Annotated in this window: 13 protein-coding genes; 8 read left to right on the top strand and 5 right to left on the bottom strand. The window is 60.4% G+C overall.

Annotation, left to right across the window (positions count from 1 at the left end):
* Positions 1 to 50: 50 nt before the first annotated feature.
* The gene (locus tag ACQ4WL_RS19360; RefSeq protein ID WP_436511205.1) at positions 51 to 839 is read left to right on the top strand and encodes a tetratricopeptide repeat protein; all 789 of its coding nucleotides are present in this window, start codon (positions 51 to 53) and stop codon (positions 837 to 839) included.
* A 213-nt stretch (positions 840 to 1,052) separates the two neighbouring features.
* Here ACQ4WL_RS19360 and ACQ4WL_RS19355 read toward each other — a convergent pair whose 3' ends face one another.
* Positions 1,053 to 1,226: a hypothetical protein gene (locus ACQ4WL_RS19355; protein WP_436511204.1), complete on the bottom strand. Its 174-nt coding sequence runs from the start codon at positions 1,224 to 1,226 to the stop codon at positions 1,053 to 1,055.
* A gap of 178 nt (positions 1,227 to 1,404) precedes the next feature.
* Here ACQ4WL_RS19355 and ACQ4WL_RS19350 point away from each other — a divergent pair, with 178 nt between their 5' ends.
* Positions 1,405 to 4,470, top strand: a complete 3,066-nt coding sequence (locus tag ACQ4WL_RS19350) for a TonB-dependent receptor (RefSeq protein ID WP_436511203.1) — start codon at positions 1,405 to 1,407, stop codon at positions 4,468 to 4,470.
* A gap of 110 nt (positions 4,471 to 4,580) precedes the next feature.
* Here the strand turns inward: ACQ4WL_RS19350 and ACQ4WL_RS19345 are convergent, their stop codons facing one another.
* Positions 4,581 to 5,306 (bottom strand): 16S rRNA (uracil(1498)-N(3))-methyltransferase, encoded by a 726-nt coding sequence (locus ACQ4WL_RS19345; RefSeq protein WP_436511202.1) that lies wholly within the window; start codon positions 5,304 to 5,306, stop codon positions 4,581 to 4,583.
* Between the two features lie 186 nt (positions 5,307 to 5,492).
* Between ACQ4WL_RS19345 and tkt the strand changes: the two genes are divergently transcribed.
* Entirely contained in the window at positions 5,493 to 7,490 is a 1,998-nt protein-coding gene (tkt, locus tag ACQ4WL_RS19340; RefSeq protein ID WP_436511201.1) for a transketolase, read from the top strand.
* Positions 7,491 to 7,566: 76 nt separating this feature from the next.
* Positions 7,567 to 8,577: a type I glyceraldehyde-3-phosphate dehydrogenase gene (gene gap, locus ACQ4WL_RS19335; RefSeq protein WP_096234037.1), complete on the top strand. Its 1,011-nt coding sequence runs from the start codon at positions 7,567 to 7,569 to the stop codon at positions 8,575 to 8,577.
* 55 nt (positions 8,578 to 8,632) lie between these two features.
* Here the strand turns inward: gap and ACQ4WL_RS19330 are convergent, their stop codons facing one another.
* The 3 genes from ACQ4WL_RS19330 to glnE all read right to left on the bottom strand — a co-directional run bounded on the left by ACQ4WL_RS19330 (position 8,633) and on the right by glnE (position 12,757).
* Entirely contained in the window at positions 8,633 to 9,397 is a 765-nt protein-coding gene (locus tag ACQ4WL_RS19330; protein WP_436511200.1) for a YoaK family protein, read from the bottom strand.
* A 27-nt stretch (positions 9,398 to 9,424) separates the two neighbouring features.
* Positions 9,425 to 9,901, bottom strand: a complete 477-nt coding sequence (locus ACQ4WL_RS19325; protein WP_436511199.1) for a cache domain-containing protein — start codon at positions 9,899 to 9,901, stop codon at positions 9,425 to 9,427.
* A gap of 99 nt (positions 9,902 to 10,000) precedes the next feature.
* On the bottom strand, positions 10,001 to 12,757 hold the full coding sequence (gene glnE, locus ACQ4WL_RS19320; RefSeq protein ID WP_436511198.1) for a bifunctional [glutamate--ammonia ligase]-adenylyl-L-tyrosine phosphorylase/[glutamate--ammonia-ligase] adenylyltransferase: 2,757 nt from the start codon (positions 12,755 to 12,757) through the stop codon (positions 10,001 to 10,003).
* Between the two features lie 237 nt (positions 12,758 to 12,994).
* Here glnE and ACQ4WL_RS19315 point away from each other — a divergent pair, with 237 nt between their 5' ends.
* The 4 genes from ACQ4WL_RS19315 (at position 12,995) to aroG (ending at position 21,140) form a co-directional block, all read left to right on the top strand.
* Positions 12,995 to 17,188, top strand: coding sequence for a YhdP family protein (locus ACQ4WL_RS19315; protein ID WP_436511197.1), 4,194 nt, complete (start codon positions 12,995 to 12,997; stop codon positions 17,186 to 17,188).
* A gap of 46 nt (positions 17,189 to 17,234) precedes the next feature.
* Positions 17,235 to 18,032, top strand: coding sequence for a carbon-nitrogen hydrolase family protein (locus tag ACQ4WL_RS19310; protein ID WP_436511196.1), 798 nt, complete (start codon positions 17,235 to 17,237; stop codon positions 18,030 to 18,032).
* Positions 18,033 to 18,051: 19 nt separating this feature from the next.
* Positions 18,052 to 19,512 (top strand): metalloprotease TldD, encoded by a 1,461-nt coding sequence (gene tldD / locus ACQ4WL_RS19305; RefSeq protein WP_436511195.1) that lies wholly within the window; start codon positions 18,052 to 18,054, stop codon positions 19,510 to 19,512.
* Positions 19,513 to 20,075: 563 nt separating this feature from the next.
* Positions 20,076 to 21,140, top strand: a complete 1,065-nt coding sequence (gene aroG, locus ACQ4WL_RS19300; protein WP_436511293.1) for a 3-deoxy-7-phosphoheptulonate synthase AroG — start codon at positions 20,076 to 20,078, stop codon at positions 21,138 to 21,140.
* Positions 21,141 to 21,157: the final 17 nt, after the last annotated feature.

Raw genomic sequence — 21,157 nt, 5'->3', positions numbered from 1 at the left:
CGCCAGCAGAAAATTCTTTTATCCCGATCAACTTTCTAGTGGACGTCAAGATGAAAAAAATTACACTCAGCTTTTGCTTAATGATGGCATTCGGGGCGGTACATGCAGATGAACTTGCCGATGCTCAGAAGTCGTGGGAAGCCAAGGATTTTTCAACAGCGTTCCAGAAGTTCACGAAATTGGCCAAGCAGGGTAACAGTGCCGCGCAATTGCAGCTGGGTGAAATGTACGGTTTTGGCGAAGGCACGACAGAGGACGCGGCGCAGGCGACGTACTGGCTCAAGCAGGCTGCTGCCAGCGGCAATCCGGAAGCGGCCGCATCACTGGATCTGGTGCAACAACGGAGCGCACGCAAGACCGACATCGCTTACTACACTACCAATTTTGACGGTGCCAATGTCGCCTATGGCAAATTTAATTGTACCCATCCAGTAATTCCCAAGGTGTCTACTAAAAATACTGAAATCACTTCGGTGAATTCTGCCGTTAATGCATGGGTGGATTGTTATGGGCGTTTCGTAAAGAATTTGAATGCGGCGATGCCAATAGCAAATACTATTCCATCAGATATCCTTAAGCTGATGAGCAATGAGGAATTTATCAAGGCAGATGTGCTGATTTCTGAGACGTATAAAAAAATAGCAAATGATAGCCAGAAGGTCGCGGATGGAATCATTGTCGATAATGTTCGCTGGAAAAAAGCTACTGAGGAATTTGTTTATAACAGCAATGCACAACATAAAGCCAAGTTGGTGCAATTGGAAAATGATAATGATCAGGAAGAGAGAAGCTTGCGCAACCTGCAAGAGATGAAGCGTATTGCATATAAAAAGAAATAATTATTTAAATGATAATTAATATATTTCTAATAATACTCGAGCTGCAACGTTTAGCCATCTGATATCGGCTGCATATTTCGTTCGATCCCCGTCAGCGCGCTCCCGATCCGTGAGGTTTTTGGCTGCGCGTGACGGGTAACGGGTAGCTATTTGCGCACTTGCACATTGCCCATTCCTGCCGCCGTAGTCCTCCCTTTTCCATCCATGCAAGAGCTAGCAAAGCGCTAAAAACGTATTTGCATATGCGTTTTTATGCCTTTTTCGCGCATCAAAATTGTGCGTTGCCGCACCATTTTTGGGTGTATTTATTTTTCCTGACCTTTTTTGTGCAGGTGTGTTGTTTCTGCGCACCATTCCGTTCTCTTTGTTGACAGTTAAGGTTTGCATATGTTTCCATATGTTGTCTAGTCAGCTAGCTAGGGGACCGGCTATAGGGCTATATGACCTGTCATAAAATGACGGAGTGGGGAAAATCGGGACTTAAAATAATATTGACCGTGATTTGTTGTATGCATTCTATCCAAGCTGATCCACGAGAAAAGCTTAACTATAATTAGGAAATCACATGTTTAGAAAAACTGTCTTAGTCCGTGCATTGGCGATTGCATTTAGTGCGACCGCGGTGACTGCCGCTGTCGTTCCTGCCGCAATGGCGCAATCTAACGCTGCCGGTAATATCTACGGTACGGTTGATGGCGCAGCTGCTGGCGCTTCCGTTGTCTTGCATAATATTGGTACGGGTACCAAACGTACCGTTACGGTCGATGCTGCGGGCCGCTATTTTGCATCGGGAATGGCTCCTGGCCATTACAAGATTGACTTGGTGCGCGACGGTAAAACTGTCAACAGCGTAGAGACCGATGTCATCGTAGGCCAAGGTGTTGATGCATCGTTCGCCAGCAGTGCAGTACAGGCAGTGCAGGTTACCGGTCGCCGTAGCCGCATTGACGTTTCGAGCTCGAACAATGGCGCGACGTTTACCGCCAAAGAACTGGCGAAATTGCCTATCGCACAAAACGTTGCCGCGATCATTCAGCTGGCGCCTAACACGACCCGTGCTGACTCCCGTTATTCTGCCGGTGCATCGTTCGGCGGCGGCGGCGCTTCGGAAAACGCGTACTACATCAACGGTTTCCCTGTTACCAATCCGCTGACCCAATTGGGCGCTTCGGAACTGCCATTCGGCGCAATCTCCCAGGCACAGATCCTGACCGGTGGCTTCGGCGCCGAGTTTGGCCGTTCGGTTGGTGGCGTGGTCAACGTCACGACGAAGAGCGGTACCAACAACTGGGAATTCGGTGGCCAGGTTGCCATCGAGCCTAACGGTCTGCGCTCGACGCCAAAAGATTACTACTACCCGAATACCGGCGCGACGTCGAACGCCGCGACCGATAATACACTGTACCTGCGCCGCAACGACAGCTCGCGCTCGGAAAAGACGTATGGCGCCTATGTGGGCGGCCCGATCATCAAAGACAAACTGTTCATGTTTGCCGCGTTTGAATCGCGCAGTCTCGATACCGACGCCGCGCTGGGGACCCGTACCTCGGCATCGAACGCCACCACTGGCTGGCAGTCGAACCAGCACAAGGTCGACCGTTACATGGCGAAGTTTGACTGGAACATCACGGATGATCACCGTCTGGAAATGACGTTGCTGGGCGACGAAGCCAAGACCGACCGTCAATTGTATGGCTACGACTACACGAACAGCCGTCGTCTTGCCAAGACCGCATCGCAGCACTACAAGAACAGCGAAGACTTCTCGCCATCGGTTGGTGCAGAAACGCAAATTCTTCGCTACACGGGTAACCTGACTGAGAACTTGACGGTCAATGCCTTGTATGGTCAGAGCAAAACGCCGAACTCGGCTGTTTATGATCCGATCGGTTCCGCACCTGCGGATCTGTTCCAGATCAGCGCCGCGAGCAATAACCGTGCGCCTGGCTTGAACTACGCCAGCCCGCAAACCCTGAACGGCGCTGTTGCGGCAAACAATTCGGCGAGCAAGATCAAGTCTTCCCGCCTGGATTTGGAATACAAGATTGGCAACCACACCATCCGTGGCGGTCTGGATGACAACAAGCTGACCTCGACCAACGTCGGTGAAGTCTATGGCGGCGGCGGTATCTGGGTATACGGCCAAACCCGTAAAAACGGCGTCGGTGACGGTACCGTGCCGCTGCAGTTGGGTACCAACACCGTGACGACCTCGAACAATCCTGGTCTGCTGGCTTCCCAGGGGTACTGGGTCAGCAAGCGCCTGTTCTCCAGCGTGACGGATGCCCGTTCCGAGCAAAGCGCACAATACCTGGAAGACCGCTGGCAAACCACGAAGGACCTGTTGCTGACCTTGGGCATTCGTAATGAAGGCTTCAAAAACGTCAACGGCGACGGTGAAACCTTCCTGGAAGTGAAGAACATGATCTCGCCACGCTTGGCAGCGGCATGGGACGTCAACGGTGATGCATCGTTGAAAGTGTTCGGTAGCGCTGGTCGTTATGCTCTGCAAATCCCGACTCACCTTGCCGTTCGCGGCGGTAGCCGTTCGACGCTGACGCGTGAAGGCTACACCTACACGGGTACCGACGCGTACGGTCAGCCTACGGGCCTGCAGTCGCTGGCACCGGTTTACTCGACCAACAACGAATTGGGTCAGTACAAGGATCCAAAAACCGTTGTTGCCCAGGATATCAAGGCAACGTATCAGGATGAGTTGACCATCGGTTTCGAAAAAGCGTTTTCGCCTAGCCTGAACTTTGGCGCGAAAGTGACTTATCGGCAATTGAAAGCCACCATCGATGACTACTGCGATACTCGCCTGATTGACGCTTACGCTGTAGCTAACAATATCGATACGTCGAACTTCTCGGGCTTCTCGTGCGCATCGTTTAACCCAGGTAAAGACAACACCTTCCTGGTCGATTATGCTGGCACCCGCAGCAACTACACGAGAGTTCACCTGACCAAAGCGCAGCTGGGCTTTGACGAAGCGAAACGTACGTACACGGCAATTGATCTGTTTGCTGAGCATCCGATGCGTGATGGCTGGTATGGTCGTGTGAACTACACGTGGTCGCGCAGCAAAGGTAATACCGAAGGTCAAACCCGTTCGGACAATGCCCAAACCGACGTTGCCGCAACGTCGACCTGGGATAATCCAGAGTTGATGGTTAATGCTAACGGCTTGTTGCCAAACAACCGCGAGCACCAAATCAAGGCCTTCGGTTTCTATGAACTGAACCCTGAGTGGACTGTCGGTGCGAACGCCTTGCTGGCTTCGGGTCGTCCGAAGAACTGCTTCGGCTGGAACCCTAACGTTCCTGGCGAGGTGGACTATAGCTCGGTGTATTTCTATTGCGATGGCGCTGCGGCACCACGTGGCTCCCGCGGCACCTTACCATGGGATACGCGTCTGGACATGAACCTGTCCTACCGTCCGCAACTGGTGAAAGGTCTGGCATTGAAAGTTGACGTATTTAACGTACTCAACAAGCAAACCGTGCAGACCCTGGACGAAACGTACAACGTGGACAGCTCGTTGAACGTCAGCCCAACCTACGGCCGCGTTATCAGCTACACCGCACCGCGTTCCGTGCGTCTGACCGCCGAGTACAACTACAAGTTTTAATTGACTTGTTTTTCACCTCTTACCGTGTCTCGCGGCAAGAGGGGAAAAGAAAAACCCCGCTAGCGCAAGCTAGCGGGGTTTTTTTTGCCTTGTCATCCAGTCTTGACTGCTTACATCCCGCCCCACAAAGCACTCAGCATCGCCAGCGCCGTCAATCCCGCCGTTTCCGTGCGCAGGATGCGCGGCCCCATAGCCAGGCCGATGGCGCCGGCGGCCAAGGCCGCTTTTTCTTCCGCTTCCGAAAACCCGCCTTCCGGTCCCACCATCACCGTAATCGCCTGCGGCGGCTGGTGACGCGCCCAGTCGGCCAGCGATTGCTGCGCGCGCGGCGTCAAAATGATGCGTTTATGCAAATCTTGCTGGTTGCTCCAGCTATTGAAGTCTTGCAATGGCGCCAGCTGGGCCAGGCGGTTGCGCCCGCTTTGTTCTGAAGCGGACACGATAATGCCTTGCCAATGCGCGAGTTTTTTCTCGGCCCGCTCGCTGGATAAGCGCACCACGCAGCGCTGCGCCGACAGCGGCACGATGCCCGCCGCGCCCAGTTCGATGGCTTTTTCGATGATCCAGTCCATTTTGGACGCTTCCGGCAGCGCTTGCGCCAGGGTCACGGCGTAAGGCAGTTCTGCTTCGCGCGCCACGTGCGCCTGGATCTCCGCCGTCACGCTGCGCTTGGCCACCGTTACCAGGCTCGCTTGCACTTCGCCCCCTTCGCCATTGAACAGGGTGATGACGTCGCCCGGCGCCAGGCGCACGACCTGGATATGGTGGGCGACAGCCTCCGGCAGGGCGATGGTGGTGCCGGCAACGAGCGGCTGGGGGCAAAAAAAACGCGGCATGCAAATCCTCAACGGGGGTAAGTGGGGTGGAAAGACGTCAAAGTATAGCCATTTGGCGGGCCAGTACGCCGCAATTCTAATTTGCGGCCCCCCAGTCTGGTAAAATAGTTGACTACAGAAAGCAGCCGGCTTCCCTGTCCGCGCTGTTGCAAACGAATCCCAAACTCGCGACTGACCCACACCATCATGACAACTACGCTCCCGACTACCAAAATGGCCAATGCGATCCGCGCACTGGCAATGGACGCTGTACAAAAGGCCAACTCCGGCCATCCAGGCATGCCGATGGGCATGGCCGAGATCGCAGTTGCCCTGTGGAGTGGTCACTATCGCCACAACCCAGCGAATCCAAAATGGCAGAACCGCGACCGTTTCCTGTTGTCGAACGGCCATGGCTCGATGCTGCACTACGCGCTGCTGCACCTGACGGGCTACGAGCTGTCGATGGATGACATCAAGGCCTTCCGCCAAATGCATTCGAAAACCCCGGGCCACCCGGAAGTCGATGTCACGCCAGGCGTGGAAACGACCACCGGCCCGCTGGGCCAGGGCATCGCCAACGCCGTCGGCATGGCCCTGTCGGAGCAACTGCTGGCTGCTGAATTCAACAAGCCTGGCCACGACATCGTCAACCACTACACCTATGCTTTCGTCGGCGATGGTTGTCTGATGGAAGGTATTTCGCACGAAGTGTGTGCGCTGGCCGGCACCCTGGGCCTGAATAAACTGATCGCCCTGTACGATGACAACGGCATTTCCATCGACGGCAAAGTCGAAGGCTGGTTCACGGACGACACCCCGGCGCGCTTCGAAGCGTACGGCTGGAACGTCATCCGCGCCGTCGATGGCCACGATGTTGCCGCCGTGGCTGCCGCCATCGCCGCCGCCAAGACCGCATCGAAGCCAACCCTGATCTGCTGCAAGACCATCATCGGCAAGGGTTCGCCGAACCTGCAAGGCGGCGACAAGGTCCACGGCGCCGCGCTGGGCGACAAGGAAATCGCCGCCGTACGCGAATACATCGGCTGGGATGCCGCCCCGTTCGAGATGCCGGCCGACGTGTACGCAGCCTGGGATGCCAAGAAACAAGGCGCCCTGCTGGAAGCGGACTGGAACGAGCGCTTTGCCGCTTACAGCCGCGAATTCCCGCAGCAAGCTGCTGAACTGAACCGCCGCATGCAGGGCGAGCTGCCACAGGCATTCGAAGCGGCCCTGAGCGCCGCCATCGCTTCCTGCGTGGAAAAGAAAGAAAACATCGCTACCCGCAAGGCTAGCCAGAACGCCATCCAGGCACTGGCTTCGTCGCTGCCGGAGTTCCTCGGCGGTTCGGCCGACCTGACCGGTTCGAACCTGACCAACTGGAAAGAGTGCGTGGCCGTGCGTTCGGGCCAGCCTGGCAACCATATCAACTACGGTGTGCGCGAATTCGGCATGAGCGCCATTATGAACGGCATCACCTTGCACGGCGGCTACATCCCGTTCGGCGCCACGTTCCTGACGTTTTCGGACTACAGCCGCAATGCGCTGCGCATGGCCGCGCTGATGAAGCTGCGTTCGATCTTCGTGTTCACCCACGATTCGATCGGCCTGGGCGAAGATGGCCCGACGCACCAATCGGTCGAGCACGTCTCGTCGATGCGTCTGATCCCGAACCTGGACAACTGGCGTCCGTGCGATACCGTCGAGTCGGCTGCTGCCTGGGGCGCCGCCGTGCGCCGCAAGGATGGCCCGTCGACCCTGATCTTCTCGCGCCAGAACCTGCCGTACCAGGAACGTAGCGCCGAACAGATCGAGAATATCTACCGCGGCGGCTATGTGCTGAACGACGTGTCCGATGCCAAGGCGATCCTGATCGCCACCGGTTCCGAAGTTGAACTCGCCGTGGCTGCCGCCAGCGCGCTGGCTGCCGAAGGCATCAATGTGCGCGTGGTATCGATGCCTTCGACCGACGTGTATGACCGCCAGGACGCCGCCTACAAGGCCAGCGTGCTGACGAAAGGCGTGCCGCGCGTGGCCATCGAGGCTGGCGTGACCAGCTACTGGTACAAATACGTGGGCCTGGAAGGCGCCGTGGTCGGTATCGACACGTTCGGCGAATCGGCGCCTGCCGGCGTGCTGTTCAAGCACTTCGGCTTCACGGTCGAGAACGTTGTCGCCAAGGTGAAAGCGGTTATCGCTGGCTAATATTGATTTTTAACGGTCCTGGCGATGTGCTCGCCGGGGGCGTGCATGTACCTTCTTTTTTAATCAGGAGCAGAGTATGACGATCAAAGTTGCAATCAATGGCTACGGCCGCATCGGCCGTAATGTGTTGCGCGCTTTCTACGAAGGCGGCAAGAAACAGGATATCCAGATCGTTGCCATCAACGACCTGGGCGATGCCAAATCGAACGCCCACCTGACCCGCTACGACACCGCGCACGGCAAGTTCCCGGGCACGGTTACCGTCGAAGGCGACAACATGATCGTCAATGGCGATCCGATCCGCGTGTTTGCACAGCGCAACCCGGCTGAAATCCCATGGGGCGAGCTGGGCGTGGACGTCGTGCTCGAGTGCACGGGCTTCTTCACTACCAAAGAGAAAGCTTCGGCGCACTTGAAGGGTGGCGCGAAAAAAGTCATCATCTCGGCACCAGGCGGCAAGGACGTCGATGCGACCGTCGTGTTCGGCGTCAACCACTCGGTATTGAAATCGACCGATACCGTCATCTCCAACGCATCGTGCACCACCAACTGCCTGGCACCGCTGGTCAAGCCGCTCAACGACGCCATCGGCATCGAAACGGGCCTGATGACCACCGTGCACGCCTACACCAACGACCAGGTGCTGTCCGACGTGATGCATGAAGACCTGCGCCGCGCCCGTTCCGCCACCATGAGCATGATCCCGACCAAGACGGGCGCTGCTGCCGCCGTGGGCCTGGTCCTGCCTGAGCTCAATGGCAAGCTGGACGGTTTCGCCATTCGTGTGCCGACCATCAACGTCTCGCTGGTCGACCTGACCTTCATCGCCAAGCGCGACACCACCGTGGAAGAAGTCAACGCGCTGATGAAAGCCGCGTCGGAAGGCGCTCTGGAAGGCATCCTGACGTACCAGACCGAACCGCTGGTATCGATCGACTTCAACCACAACCCGGCCTCGTCGAACTTCGATTCGACCCTGACCAAGGTATCGGGCCGTTTGGTGAAAGTATCGTCGTGGTACGACAATGAGTGGGGTTTCTCGAACCGCATGCTCGACACCACCGTCGCACTGATGTCGGCCAAGTAATTCCTGGCTAGCATACAAAAAACGCCCTTCGGGGCGTTTTTTTTCGTCCGTATGATTAAAAACGGCGCCGGTAGAAGCGCCATAAAACGCGCAAGTCGCGCAGCACGGGCAGGCCGGACAGCAGGGTCAGCACGCCGGCCAGGATGATGGTGGCGGCAGGAAAGCCGATGTGCTTGAAGGCCAGGGCGCCGCTGACGCCACCGATGAAGAAGCAGGCGATCAGCAGGCTGTGCGTTCTCAGCTTGCCGCGGTTGACCTTGACCATCCGGTCCGGCAGGTGGCGCCGGTTGTAGTACGCCATCTTGCCCAGTTCGATGCCGATATCGGTGGACAGGCCCGTCACGTGCGTGGTGCGGATGACGGCGCCCGAAATCTTGGTAATGATGGCGTTCTGCAAGCCCATGACAAAGCACAGCAGCAAGATGGTGACGGGGCCCAGCACGTCGGGCATGGCGGCCAGGTAATTGCCCGTCAGGCCGAACAGCAATAACAGGGCCGCTTCCAGCAGCAGGCTGGCGGCAAACTGGCTGTGCAGCCGGCGCCGCTTGCCCCAGTTCACCATGATGGCGGTCACGGCCGCGCCGCTGACAAAGGCCAGCCACGCGCCCAGCGCGGCCAGCGCCAGCGTGATATTGCCCAGCGCCAGGTCGTCCGCCATGCCCGAAACGATGCCCGTCATGTGCGAGGTATAGCCGCCGATGGCGAGAAAACCGCCCGCATTCACGGCGCCTGCCACCAGCGCCAGCACACAGCCCAGCTGCAGGTTGGCTTGCGTATCGCGTGCCGATCCGCTCAGGCGGGACAGGTAATGGAGCGGCATGCGGCTGCGGTTTCCTCTTGCGGTGGCTTATTTATAGATGCCGGAACCGACGATCATATTGTCGACCCGTTCGATGTAGCCGGATTTTTGCTCGACCACCTTGGTCAGCGGATTGGGCCACTTGAAGTCTACCCAGCCACGTCCGGCCGGTGTATTGGCCGTGGTGATCAGCGACTTGACGATGGCCTTGCCCTCATTGTCCTTCAGGTCGATCAGGTTCTTGCCGACCATCTTGGGATTGTTGCCGTGCGCCAGGGTGACACCATTCATGTCGTACACATAAATATACAGGTCGCGGTCATGGAAGCTGGTGTTGGCGGGATCGGCAATGGCGGCAAAGGCCTTTTCCTTGCCATCGGCCTTGATCATGGCGACGGCGCGCTTGGTCATGGCGATGGCTTCGTCCGCGCTGCCCTTTGGGGCTGCCCATGCCGCTGCCGGCATGGCGCAGAGGATGAAACTGGCAACGAGGGCGTTGATGCCCGTTTTTATACTAGTCTTCATACGCTGTCTCCTGGGATGATAGGCAACCCCGGCGCGGCCTGTTGTACGGCACTACCGGGAAGTGGAATTGCCTGTACGTATCATACGCCGCCGCCGGGCTTATGCAATCGTTGCGGGAAAGATCGTGTGCCACAGGCGCATCACGTTGTCCGCATGCACGCGCACCCGTTCAGGTTCCACGCGGGCCAGATCTTGTCCCTGCAGGCGCAGCTGATGCTGGAGCTTGCGCAGCGTGCGGTAGGCGTCGGCCACCAGGGCGGCCAGCTGCGCGTCGATCAGCCCCAGTTCGCCGCACAGGCGCAGCAGGGCGATATTGCCCGAGTTGGCCGTCAGCTGCGGATACTGCGCCGCATGTTGCAGCACCAGGTATTGCACCATGAACTCGATGTCGATCATGCCGCCCGGATCTTGTTTCAGATCAAAGCTGCCGGGGCGGGGCGGGTGGGCGTCCAGCATTTTCTTGCGCATGGCCACCACTTCGCCCTTGAGCGGGCCGTTTTCCGGGCGCTCCTTGCGCAAGATCGTGTCGCGGATGCGCTCGAAGTGCTTGCCGATGCCGACATCGCCAGCGCAAAAGCGCGCGCGCGTGAGCGCCTGGTGCTCCCACACCCAGGCCGCGCTGCCCTGGTAGCGCTCGAATGCCTGCACGCTGGAGACCAGCATGCCCGAGGCGCCATCGGGGCGCAGGGCGATATCGATGTCGAACAGGATGCCGGCCGAGGTGTGCGAGGTCATCCAGGTAATGAAGCGTTGCGCCAGCTTGGCGTACAGGCCGGGCGCTTCCTGGTCGTCGTCGTCGAACAGGAAGATGACGTCCAGGTCGGAGACATAGCCCAGTTCCTTGCCGCCCAGCTTGCCATATGCGATGACGGCGAATTTCGGCACGTCGCGGTGGCGCGTCGGCAAGGTTTGCCACACGGCTTGCACGGTGGCGGCGACGATGATGTCGGCCAGCTGCGACAGGTAGTCGGCCAGCTTTTCCACGCTCAGGTCGCCCGCCAGGTCTTGCGCCAGGCACTGGAACAGCTGCGCATGGTGTGTTTCGCGCAGGATATCCATTTGCCGCTCCGTATCGCCGGGCGCATCGTCGAGCTGGCGCTGCAGGTCGAGCGCGAGTGCGTTTGGATCGGGCACCGTGTTGCGGATGCGTTCATCCAATAGTTCGTCAAGCAGGATCGGGTGCTGCGTGAGGAAGGTGGCAGCCCAGCCGCTGGCGCACACCATGCGCACGACGCGCTCGAGCGTATGTGGATATTCCGTCAGCAGCGACAGATAGGCCGAGCGGCGCGCGATGGCTTCCAAAAAGTCGAGCAGGCGGCCCAGGGTGGCCAGCTGGCTGGCGTTACCGTTGGAAACGGAGCAATCGGTGATCAGGGGCAGGGCGGAATTGACGAGGGCGACCAGGCGCGTGCGGCTCGCCTCGGGCAAGGATTGCAGCCGCGGCGCCTGCCATGTGGCCAGCAAACGGCGCGCGCAGGCGGCCGGTTCGTGGAAACCCAGGGCGGCAAAGCGCGCCTCGATGGCTTCCTGCTGGTCCGAGGCGGCGCAGTCGTTCGACGTCTGCGGGTCGATGCCTGTGTCGGCCGGCGGCGTACCGCTGCTCTTGTCGCTAAACATTTCGTCGAATTGTCCTGCGACAAACACGCGGTGCGCTTCGAGCTGGGCCAGCAGGGTGGGCGTGTCGGGCAAGCCCATCATCTGCGCCACCACCAGGCGGTCGGCCTCGTTGGCGGGCAGGGTGTGGGTTTGCGCATCGTCCAGATATTGCAGCCGGTGTTCGAGGTTGCGCAGGAAAGTATAGGAGCCGAGTAATTGCTCCACGATGGCCGGTTCCAGCAAGCCCTTGTCTGCCACCGTGCGCAGGGTGGCGCGCGTGGAACGTTCGCGCAGTTCGGCGTCGCGCCCGCCGCGTATCAATTGAAACACTTGCGCCAGGAATTCGATTTCGCGGATGCCGCCACGGCCCAGCTTGACGTTGTTGCTGCGGTCCGGGTGCAGCCGTTCCTGGCGGTTGACTTCGGCGCGGATCTGGCCATGCATGGTGCGGATGGCATCGATGACGCCGAAATCGAGGTAGCGGCGGAAGACGAACGGGCGCACGATGGCGTCGAGCGACGCAATGTCTTCCGGTTTGCCCGTCACGGCGCGCGCCTTGACCCAGGCGTAGCGTTCCCATTCGCGCCCTTGCACGATCAGGTACTGTTCCACCATGCCCAGGCTGGCGGCCAGCGGCCCCGAGTTGCCGTTCGGACGCAAGGCCATGTCGACGCGGAAGGTAAAACCGTCTTGCGTGATCTCGGCCAGGGCGGCGATCAGTTTCTTGCCCATGCGAATGAAAAACTCGTGATTGGACAGGCTGCGCTGGCCCGGCAGGGTGACTTGTGTGTCGCCATCTTCCGGGTAAACAAAGATCAGGTCGATATCCGATGAGACATTCAGCTCGCCGCCGCCCTGCTTGCCCATCGCCAGCACCATCAAGGCCTGTTCCTCGCCCGATTCCTCGCCGACGGGCATGCCATGCAGGGCCACCATCTCGGTCATGATGGCGTCCACATGCGTGCGGATGGCGAAATCGGCAAAACCCGTCATGGCTGTCACGACCTCGTTCAAGTTGGCCTGGCCGCCAAGATCGCGCGCGATCAGGCCGCAGACGAGCAGGTTGCGCAGGCGGCGCATGGCCCGCTCGGGCGGCAGCGGCGGCGTGGCGGCGTTCGCTTGCTCGGCCAGCGCGGCGGCAAAATCGAGCCCGTCGAGCGGCGTGCGCACCAGTTGCGCTACCTGTGCGGCGCGCTCGGGGGCGGCGTCCAGCCAGCGCTGGTAGAAACGGGAGGCGGAGATCAAAGGCTGTGTGCTCATGGTGTCGGTAAGGCTCTCGTGGATGCTGCTTGCATGGTTCTTGTTTAACTTGGCTGCGAACGGCGGGGGATGCGGTAAAATTGTGCCGCTGGCGCGAATGCCGCCGGCAATGCGTGCCCTTCCGGACGATGGTAAGGGAGGCTTTGCTCAGAAGCAAGCGCAAGGATGCAGGTGCGCACCACGAATGCAGACGATTTTTGCCATTATTTGACGCCGGGCCAGCTTATTAGCTTATTGATGCAAAAACCGCCAGAAGCAAGCGTGACAGAACATGTGCCATTGGCCCTGCGCTGGCAGCGGCTGCGTGCCGCCTATCGCATGGCCAACCTGGCCACCCATCATGTATTGGGTTTTACCATCAAACTGGTGCTGCTGGCGTATTTCGCCTTCGCCGTGCTGTTTTTATTCCTGCGCTACGCCATCTTGCCGAATATCGATTATTACAAAGGCGATATCGAGCGGGCGGCCAGCCGCGCGCTGGGCAACCCTGTCAGTATCGCGCGCATTTATGCCTCGTGGCATGGCGTGCGGCCGAATCTCTTCCTCGGCGACGTAAGCCTGCGCGACCAAGCGGGCCGCCAGGCGCTGAGCCTGCCGAGCGTCTCGGCCACCGTGTCGTGGTGGAGCGTGCTCGGTACCGTGCGCTTCGACACCCTGGAAATCACGCGGCCCGACCTGGACGTGCGGCGCAGCAAGGATGGCAAGCTGTATGTGGCCGGCGTGTTGATCGACAGCACGCAAGGCAGTGATGGCAAGGGCGCCGACTGGCTGCTGTCGCAGCATGACATCATCATTCGCGACGGCAAGGTGCGCTGGACGGATGAAGCGCGCGGCACACCCGAGCTGGCACTGGAAAAGGTCAACTTGCTGCTGCGTAACCGCTGGCGCAGCCACCGGCTGGGCTTGCAAGCCACGCCGCCCGCCAGCCTGGCTGCGCCCATCGATGTGCGTGCTCACTTCACGCATCCCCCTTTCAGCCAGCGCATCTCGGATGTATCGATGTGGAAGGGCGAGCTGTACGCCGACCTGAAAAACGCCGATCTGGCCGCCTGGCGGCGCTACCTCGATTACCCGTTCGAGCTGAGCCAGGGCAAGGGCGCCCTGCGCGCCTGGTTGAGCCTGGATCATGCACGCCTGGCCGGCTTCACGGCCGATGTGGGCTTGACGGATGTGCAGGCGCAGCTGGGCGAGCATATCGCCCCGCTCGACTTGCTGTCGGTCAGCGGGCGTATTTCTGCAAAGGAAGAGCTGTCGGCGCAGGTGCCGGATGGCAAGCCAACCTTTGGCGCAAATGGGCACCAGGTGGAGTTGACGAATTTCGCGGTGGAAACCCGCGATGGCCTCAGCCTGCCGCCCACGACCCTGTCCGAACGTTTTGTTGCCACTACGAAGCGCAAGCCGGCGCGCACGGAAATCACGGCCAAGTCCCTCGATTTGCATACCCTGGCCGCGCTGGCCGACAAGCTGCCGCTGGGCGAGCAGCAGCGGCAGCGCCTCGACGCCTTGGCGCCGCGCGGGCGTTTGCAGGATTTTTCAGCGCAATGGGAAGGCGACATGGCCACGCCCGCCAGTTACCGTTTGCGCGGCAAGCTCATCGACCTGGGCCTGAATGCGCAGCCGGCGCGCCTGGCAGTGGCGAAGACAGCGACCAGTGCCGCGCAGGCAGCTGCACCGGCCATTCCCGGCTTCGACCACCTGACCGGCAGCATCGACGCCAACGACAAGGGCGGTAGCATCAGTATCGATGCGCAAGACCTGGTGCTGCAGTTTCCCACGTACCTGAGCGAACCGGCCATGCCATTCGAACGATTCGCCATGCAAGCGCGCTGGACCTTTGAAGCGGAGAATATGCTGCAAGTCGGGTTGGACAAGCTCGACTTCAATCAGCAAGGCTTGCGCGTCGCCTTGCAAGGCACGCACCGCATGCCGCTCGACGGCAAGAACCTGGGCCAGGTTGACCTGACGGGCACGATCGACAATTTCCAGATCAACACCATCGGCCGCTATCTGCCGCTGCAAACACCCGAGCACCTGCGCCACTGGCTGACGGGCGCGCTGGAAGGCGGCGTGGCGCGCGATGTCAGCCTGCGCCTGCGCGGCGAACTCGAGCATTTCCCCTTCAAGGCTGACACGCCGGCCCAGCGGAATCGCGGCGACTTCCGCGTGGCCGGCAAGCTCGAGAACGGCATCCTCAATTATGCACCCGGCGAATTTGCGGAAAACGGCCCGCTGGCGGGTAAGGCGCCCCGGTGGCCGCAGGCGGACAAGATCAAGGGCAGTTTCGTGTTTGAACGGGCGCGCATGGAAATCCGCGCCGACACGGCCACTACGGGCGGTGTGGCTCTGACGAATGTCAAAGCCGTGATCCCCGACCTGACGGTGTTCGACACCTTGCTCGACATTGAGGGCAATGCAGCCGGCCCGATGCAGGAATTTCTCAAGTACGTGACGGCCAGCCCCGTGCTGGGCTGGATCGAGCATTTCGCGGATGAAACGACGGCGACGGGCAACGCCAAGCTGGCCCTCAAATTGCACCTGCCGATCGAGCGCATGCTCGAATCGACCGTGCAGGGCAGCTTGCAGCTGGCGGGCAATGACGTGGTGCTGTTCCACGACATGCCGCCCGTGCTGGGCACACAGGGCAAGATCGAGTTCAACGAGAAGGGCGTCAATCTGAATGGCTTGAATGGCAGCCTGCTGGGCGGGCCACTGGCCATCTCGGGCGGCACGCAAGCGGACAATTCCATCCAGGTGAAAATTGCCGGCAACATGACCATCGATGGCTTGCGCAAGACGTATCCGGCGCCCGTGTTGCAGCGCCTGGCGAAACATTTGAATGGCGGCGCGCGCTACAGCGGCCTGATCACGGCGCGCGACCACCAGGTGGTGGTCAATGTCGAGTCGCCGCTGACGGGTCTGTCCCTGGATTTCCCCGCCCCGCTGAAAAAGGCGGCTGGCGACAGCCTGCCCGTGAAATTCACCTTGACGGGCAATGCGGCCAACGGCGCCGGCTTGCGCACGGACGATATCCGCATCGCTCTGGGTTCTGGCATCGCCGCCCGCTACCAGCGCCAGAAGCAGGGCAAGGACGCCTGGCGCCTGGTGCGCGGCGGCATCGGCGTGAACGTGCCGGCGCCGGAACCGGACAGCGGCATGATGCTCAACGTGAATATGAAAACGCTGGATGTGGATAGCTGGATCGCCGTCGGCAGCGAGATCGCCGGCAGCGCCGCGGCCCCAGCCGATGCAGGCGGCAACGCTGACGATGCACCCGATATCGCGCATTATGTGGTGCCGGACATGATGGCGGCCCGTGCCAGCGAACTGATGCTGGGCGAGCGCAAGCTGGAAAACGTGGTGGTCGGCGCCACGCATCAAAAGGATGTGTGGCAAGCTAATATTGATGCGAAACAAGTGTCGGGCTATGTGACGTGGCTGGAAACGCCGTCCGGCCTGGGCAAGATGACGGCGCGCCTGTCGTCGCTGATCATTCCGGAGTCGGCCGCCAACGATGTGAAGAATTTACTGGAAGGCAAGAGCGGCGCCCAGTCGATCCCCTCGCTCGATATCATCGCCGAGCAATTTGAGCTGTTCAACAAGAAGATCGGCCGGCTGGAGTTGCAGGCCTATAACACCATGGCGGCGGGCGGGCGCGAGTGGCGCGTGGGCAAGCTGCAGCTGTCGAATCCCGATGGTGCGCTGAGCGGCAATGGCAAATGGGTCATCAAGGATGGGCAAAGCACAACCAGCCTGCGTTTCGGCCTCGATATCGTCGATGCGGGCAAGTTGCTCGACCGCTTCGGCTTTGCCGATACGGTGCGCCGCGGCAAGGGCCGCCTGAGCGGCGACATCGCGTGGAATGGTTTGCCGTATTCGCTCGACATTCCCACCCTGTCGGGGCAGATCGAGATGAACGTGGAGTCGGGCCAGTTCCTCAAGCAGGATCCGGGCGCGGCCAAGCTGTTGGGTGTGCTCAGCCTGCAAGCCTTGCCCCGCTTGCTGAAACTCGATTTCCACGACGTGTTTTCCGAAGGCCTGGCCTTCGACGGCATCACGGCCAACGCCAGCATCAAACGCGGCGTGGTGACCACCGACAACCTCAAGATGCACGGCGTGGCGGCCACCGTACTGATGGATGGCACGGCCGACATCGCCAATGAAACGACGAATTTGCACGTGGTGGTGATCCCGGAATTTAATCTGGGCACGGGGCCGCTCGTGTACGCGCTGGCCGTCAACCCCGTCATCGGCCTGGGTAGTTTCCTGGCGCAATTGTTCCTGCGCGCCCCCGTGATGAAGGCGCTCACTTACCACATGCAGATCGCCGGCCCGTGGAAATCGCCCGTCGTGAGCAAACTCGATGGTGGTAAATTGGAGCCTGTCGCCGTTCCCGCCGCTGCAGCGGCGGCGCAGGATGCTGTCGCTAAATAAGTGCCGCACAGTAAGCTCGCAGTGCGCTTGAAGGTAGAGGTGAAGGATGCATACAATCGCAGCAATACAAATGATTTCCTCGCCGTCCGTGGAAGACAACCTGGCCACGGCGCGGCGCCTGGTGGCGCAGGCCGCCGCCGGTGGCGCGCAGCTGGTGGTGCTGCCCGAATACTGGGCCATCATGGGCAAGCAGGAAACGGACAAGCTGGCCCATGCGGAACAGCCCGGCAGCGGACCGATCCAGGATGGCATGGCGCAGATGGCGCGCCAGCACGGCATCTGGTTGATCGGCGGCACCTTACCCCTGATTTCCGGTGAGGAGGGCAAGGTCCTCAATACGACGCTGGTGTACGACCCGCAAGGCGAGCCGGCCGGCCGCTACGATAAAATCCACCTGTTCGGCTTTACGCGCGGCACCGAGTCCTACAACGAATCGCGCACCATCGTGCCCGGTGCGCAAGTGCGCGCGATCGAGACGCCGTTCGGCCGGGTCGGCCTGTCCATCTGCTACGACCTGCGTTTTCCCGAGCTGTACCGCGCCATGGGCGATTGCGTGCTGATCGTCGTGCCTGCCGCGTTTACCCATACGACGGGCAGCGCCCACTGGGAAGTGCTGCTGCGCGCGCGCGCCATCGAAAACCAGTGCTATGTGCTGGCCTCGGCGCAGGGCGGCTTGCATCCTAACGGCCGGCGTACCTGGGGGCACAGCATGCTGATCGACCCGTGGGGCGAAGTGAAAGCCGTGTTGCCCGAAGGCGAGGGTGTGGTGAGCGGCGAGATCGACCTGGTGTTCCTGGCTGGCGTGCGCGAATCCTTGCCAGCACTTGCTCACCGCACCATGTAAATTGAAAGAATAGAGAGCCATGATCCCTTTTGAACCCAATCTGTCCAGCCTGGCCGTGGCGCGCGAACTCCTGCTCACGCCGTTCGGCCTGGACGAAGACAAGCTGCTGAAAGCCTTGGGCACGATGTTTACGCACAAGGTCGATTATGCCGACCTGTATTTCCAGTCGACCAAGAGCGAAGGCTGGAGCCTGGAAGAGGGCATCGTCAAGACGGGCAGCTTTTCCATCGACCAGGGCGTGGGCGTGCGCGCCGTGTCCGGCGACAAGACGGCCTTTGCGTATTCCGACGACATTTCCGAGCGGGCTCTGCTGGAAGCGGCAGCGGCCACGCGCACCATCGCGCGCGCGGGGACCGGCAAAATCAAGATCGCGGGCCAGATGCAGGCGCAGGGCGGGCGTTCGCTGTACCTGCCCAACGACCCGCTCGCCTCGCTGGACGCCACGGCCAAGGTGCAACTGCTCGAGCGCGTGGAAAAGATGGCGCGGGCGAAAGATCCCAGAGTCGTGCAAGTGATGGCGGGTCTGGCTGGCGAGTACGACGTGGTGCTGGTGCTGCGCAGCGACGGCGTGCTGGCGGCCGACATCCGTCCACTGGTGCGCGTCTCGCTGACGGTGATCGCCGAACAGAATGGCCGCCGCGAAACGGGTTCGGCCGGTGGCGGCGGGCGTTTCAGCTATGACTATTTCAGTGATGCCGTGCTGGAACAATATGCGGCCGACGCCGTCAACTCGGCGCTGGTAAACCTGGAAGCGCGCCCCGCGCCCGCCGGCCCCATGACCATCGTGCTGGGACCGGGCTGGCCCGGCATCCTGCTGCATGAGGCCATCGGCCATGGCCTGGAGGGCGATTTCAACCGCAAGGGTTCGTCCGCGTTTTCGGGCCGCATCGGCGAGCGCGTGGCGGCCAAGGGCGTCACGGTGGTCGACGACGGCACCCTGGCCGGCCGGCGCGGCTCCCTGAATATCGACGACGAGGGCAACCCGACGCAGTGCACGACCCTGATCGAGGATGGCATCCTGAAGGGTTACATCCAGGACACCATGAATGCGCGCCTGATGAAGATGCCCGTGACGGGTAATGCGCGCCGCGAATCGTTCGCCCACCTGCCCATGCCGCGCATGACGAATACATATATGCTGGGCGGCGACCGGGACCCGGGTGACATCCTCGCTTCCGTGAAAAATGGCTTGTATGCCGTCAACTTTGGCGGCGGCCAGGTCGACATTACGAACGGCAAGTTTGTCTTCTCGGCCAGCGAAGCGTACATGATCGAAAACGGCAAGCTCAGCTATCCGGTCAAAGGGGCGACCCTGATCGGCAATGGCCCGGACGTGCTCAACCGCGTTTCCATGATCGGCAACGACATGCGCCTGGACTCTGGCGTGGGCGTGTGCGGCAAGGAGGGGCAAAGCGTGCCCGTGGGCGTGGGGCAGCCGACCTTGCGCCTGGACGGCATCACCGTCGGCGGCACGGCTTGAACCAGGTGCCAACCCGAAACACCTGCGCCTTAAAAGTGGAGGTGAAAATGGAGCGGCAGATTTAGTGTAAATCATGCGATTCTCCTGGAGGTCAGGCCGGAAAGGGGGGCGTCCTGAAGTCTTGGCCGTGCGGCCTGGCCGGGATTCGATCTACATCAGTAGTGCGTCGCTTGCCAGCGTCAAAACGGCGTGGCGTGCGTGCCACGGCGGCGACAGCGTTGGCAGCCAGCTGATGCGCATGGGCAGCGCGCAACTTTTTATGCTTTTTTACGCACTTTGCCGTGTAAAACGGCAGCGGCATGCGGCTTTGCCGACAAATATGCTTGCCAACCCTTGCAATTTAGGTTTATAGTCATTCATCACTTATGGATGACTCGCATGTTCGCTCGCCACTTTTTTACCGCTTATTTTTACTTTAGCAATTCCAACCCAAAGGCGGTGGAGTAGCGGTCGGTTCACGTAGCAGCAAAAAACGAGATCCCAGCAAATTCTAAAAAACCGCCACTGATGGCGGTTTTTTTTTACCCAGATGTTTTACCCTTCCTTAAATTTTGGAGAAAATGATGCCCCGCACCGATGATTTGCGAATTCGCGAAATGAAGGAATTGACCCCGCCGTCCCACCTGATCCGCGAATTCGCCTGCTCGGAGCAAGCCGAACAGACCGCTGCCAGCGCCCGCATTGCCCTGCACCGTATCCTGCACGGCCAGGACGACCGCCTGATGGTGGTGATCGGGCCTTGCTCCATCCACGATACCAAGGCGGCTATGGAATATGCGCGCCTGCTGGTCAAGGAGCGTGTGCGTTTCGCCGGTGAACTGGAAATCGTCATGCGCGTCTACTTCGAGAAGCCGCGCACCACGGTGGGCTGGAAGGGCCTGATCAACGACCCGTACATGGACAACAGCTTCCGCATCAACGACGGCTTGCGCATGGCGCGCGAACTGTTGCGCAATATCAATGAGCTGGGCTTGCCTGCTGGCACCGAGTTCCTGGACGTCATCAGCCCGCAATACATCGCCGACCTGATCAGCTGGGGCGCCATCGGCGCACGCACGACGGAGTCGCAGGTGCACCGCGAGCTGGCCTCGGGACTGTCCTGTCCCGTCGGCTTCAAGAATGGCACGGACGGCAATGTGAAAATCGCCGTGGAAGCCATCAAGGCCGCCTCGCAGCCGCACCATTTTCTCTCCGTCACGAAGGGCGGCCACTCGGCCATCGTCTCGACCAACGGCAATGAGGATTGCCACATCATTCTGCGCGGCGGGAAAACCCCGAACTATGACGCGGCCAGCGTGGACGAGGCCTGCAAGGCCATCGCCGCGCAAGGCCTGGCGGCGCGCCTGATGATCGACGCCTCGCATGCGAACAGCTCGAAGAAACCGGAAAACCAGATCCCCGTGTGTGCCGACATCGCCAGCCAGGTGGCCGGCGGCGACAGCCGCATCGTCGGCGTGATGGTGGAATCGCACCTGGTGGCAGGGCGCCAGGATTTGATCCCGGGCAAGGAATTGATCTATGGCCAATCCGTCACGGATGGCTGCATCGACTGGAGCGCCAGCGTGGCCGTGCTGGAAAACCTGGCGCAAGCCGTGAAGCTGCGCCGCCTGCAGGGCGACGCGGAGTAAAGTGACGTGGCGCGCAG

Origin of the sequence: Janthinobacterium kochi, assembly GCF_051380715.1 — a bacterium.
Lineage (GTDB): Bacteria > Pseudomonadota > Gammaproteobacteria > Burkholderiales > Burkholderiaceae_D > Janthinobacterium.
The sequence above is the reverse complement of the archived record's forward strand: the minus strand, read 5'-3'. Positions and strand labels throughout refer to the sequence as shown.

Excerpts from the sequence above, each read along its gene's own strand:
- ACQ4WL_RS19360 (WP_436511205.1), top strand. The coding sequence starts at position 51 with ATGAAAAAAATTACACTCAGCTTTTGCTTAATGATGGCATTCGGGGCG.
- ACQ4WL_RS19355 (WP_436511204.1), bottom strand. The coding sequence starts at position 1,226 with ATGCAAACCTTAACTGTCAACAAAGAGAACGGAATGGTGCGCAGAAAC.
- ACQ4WL_RS19350 (WP_436511203.1), top strand. The coding sequence starts at position 1,405 with ATGTTTAGAAAAACTGTCTTAGTCCGTGCATTGGCGATTGCATTTAGT.
- ACQ4WL_RS19345 (WP_436511202.1), bottom strand. The coding sequence starts at position 5,306 with ATGCCGCGTTTTTTTTGCCCCCAGCCGCTCGTTGCCGGCACCACCATC.
- tkt (WP_436511201.1), top strand. The coding sequence starts at position 5,493 with ATGACAACTACGCTCCCGACTACCAAAATGGCCAATGCGATCCGCGCA.
- gap (WP_096234037.1), top strand. The coding sequence starts at position 7,567 with ATGACGATCAAAGTTGCAATCAATGGCTACGGCCGCATCGGCCGTAAT.
- ACQ4WL_RS19330 (WP_436511200.1), bottom strand. The coding sequence starts at position 9,397 with ATGCCGCTCCATTACCTGTCCCGCCTGAGCGGATCGGCACGCGATACG.
- ACQ4WL_RS19325 (WP_436511199.1), bottom strand. The coding sequence starts at position 9,901 with ATGAAGACTAGTATAAAAACGGGCATCAACGCCCTCGTTGCCAGTTTC.
- glnE (WP_436511198.1), bottom strand. The coding sequence starts at position 12,757 with ATGAGCACACAGCCTTTGATCTCCGCCTCCCGTTTCTACCAGCGCTGG.
- ACQ4WL_RS19315 (WP_436511197.1), top strand. The coding sequence starts at position 12,995 with ATGCAAAAACCGCCAGAAGCAAGCGTGACAGAACATGTGCCATTGGCC.
- ACQ4WL_RS19310 (WP_436511196.1), top strand. The coding sequence starts at position 17,235 with ATGCATACAATCGCAGCAATACAAATGATTTCCTCGCCGTCCGTGGAA.
- tldD (WP_436511195.1), top strand. The coding sequence starts at position 18,052 with ATGATCCCTTTTGAACCCAATCTGTCCAGCCTGGCCGTGGCGCGCGAA.
- aroG (WP_436511293.1), top strand. The coding sequence starts at position 20,076 with ATGCCCCGCACCGATGATTTGCGAATTCGCGAAATGAAGGAATTGACC.